The sequence below is a fragment of the Stenotrophomonas sp. P5_A8 genome, assembly GCF_056400545.1.
On the sequence record NZ_JBFULB010000521.1, the window covers coordinates 1 to 1,556 of the forward strand.

Below are 1,556 nucleotides of genomic sequence, written 5' to 3' on the forward strand. Positions count from 1 at the left end.
GTAGTAGACGCTGGCATTTGCCAACGAGGCGAGGAGGCGGCCAAACTCAGCCCCTGTTCCCAGGAGGACGCGACTTCCAAATCTGTACTTCGGGGCATCCCCGCGCATTATCTGTGCGGGAACAAACGCGGCCTTGGCGTGCTTTGACTTCCAGTGATCTAGCAATTTTGCGAATGACCATGACATCGCTACATCACCCGCGTGATCGATCATCACCACTGCGCCGTCCGGACGGTACTTCTGGCTTTGCCGATCATATCCGTGAAGGTCTATCCGGAGCTTCTTGTTCGATTTGATCTCGGCCCCGACTTTGTATACGCCGCCGAAGTTGGTTCGACCAGATATTGTCCGTGCGGCGTGACCATATGCAGTCAGGAATGMCTCAATTCCATCCGAAACGTACGTTCCTCCATCCGGTTCGGGTGTGAACAGCGTAACAACGCTACTTCCTGGCTTCTCAGAGTTCGTTACGCCTCGAGCCTTGATCTCCCAGCCGTGAAAGTCAGGTAATGCAAACCCATTTGAGCGGATCCCGAGCAGTGCCTCAAGCGTATTGCCGTTGCAGTTGGTTGCCCTGCAAGGGACGACAACGCCGCGTCTGTCCAAACGAATCGAGTCGTTCCACCCCGAGCGGTGAATCCTTGCAAGTGCCCCCAACAGAGCGAGGTAGTCGTCTGAATCCGAGTTGTGAGGCTCAATCGGCAGCTCGCGCAATGCCCCGTAAGCTTCGTGAGGTTGATCTGCATTGATCTGCCTTGCAGCCGGGCTCTCTGGCGGGACAGCGATAGCTACAATCGTGCGCCGGCTCGTCAGTCCGATCAAGAGGATCCGGTCGGGTACCGTTCCGAGCTTGTCCTTGTCGAAGAATGTTGAAGGCGCGTAGCGCGCGCCCTTCAGGAAACCCGACATTCGGACTTCGGGGTACTGCGGATAGAAGATCAGCTTGGCCTCTGGAGCCTTTGATGGTTGTCCTGTGCTGGTGATCCAGTACATCTCCAATGGGGCATGGAAGACCGGCTCGGTGTTGCCAGCCTTGATTGAATAAGAAGAGTGTGCAACGACAGCGCCAGAAGGAATCCGGCTCAAGTCCGATAGATCGGGTGCCAAGTACACCTGGTTCTTTGAGTTGGCGTTCTGTGGAAGTTGCTTGTAGAGGATCTCGGTAGCTCCGTTTGCCACAAGCATGCTCACAGCTGTGCTGAGCTCGAGGTTGTAGAGCCACTGGTCCCGGTCATCCACCTTGGAGTTCATGTCAAAGTCCTACTCGGCAGTAGAATGAAGTGCGTTTTGCTCTCATCTTCCGTCCATAATCACGAGTTGATGATGGATCGCGCCTTGTCCAGGCACTGTCGCATCAATGCATCGATCCTGACATCGGACATGACCTCAAAGGCCAGCCCCGCGCCATCGAGGTTCATCTGCTTCATGAACTCGCGGAAGAGCTTCTCGCCGTCGAGAAGGTCTTTCTCGTTCGAGAGTAGCCTTACTACACCACGCGAGAATGTCGGTCTGGAGGCCATCGCCGAACGCTCCAAGAAGCTGAGACGGATGTCGGC

2 protein-coding genes are annotated in these 1,556 nt (G+C 55.7%); both read right to left on the reverse strand.

Annotated elements, in window-relative coordinates; all coding sequences use genetic code 11:
* A partial coding sequence (locus tag AC1DQP_RS20315) for an MvaI/BcnI family restriction endonuclease (protein WP_478052406.1) occupies positions 1–1,251 on the reverse strand: 1,251 nt, incomplete at its 3' end.
* Between the two features lie 59 nt (positions 1,252–1,310).
* A partial coding sequence (locus tag AC1DQP_RS20320; protein ID WP_478052407.1) for a DUF6339 family protein occupies positions 1,311–1,556 on the reverse strand: 246 nt, incomplete at its 5' end.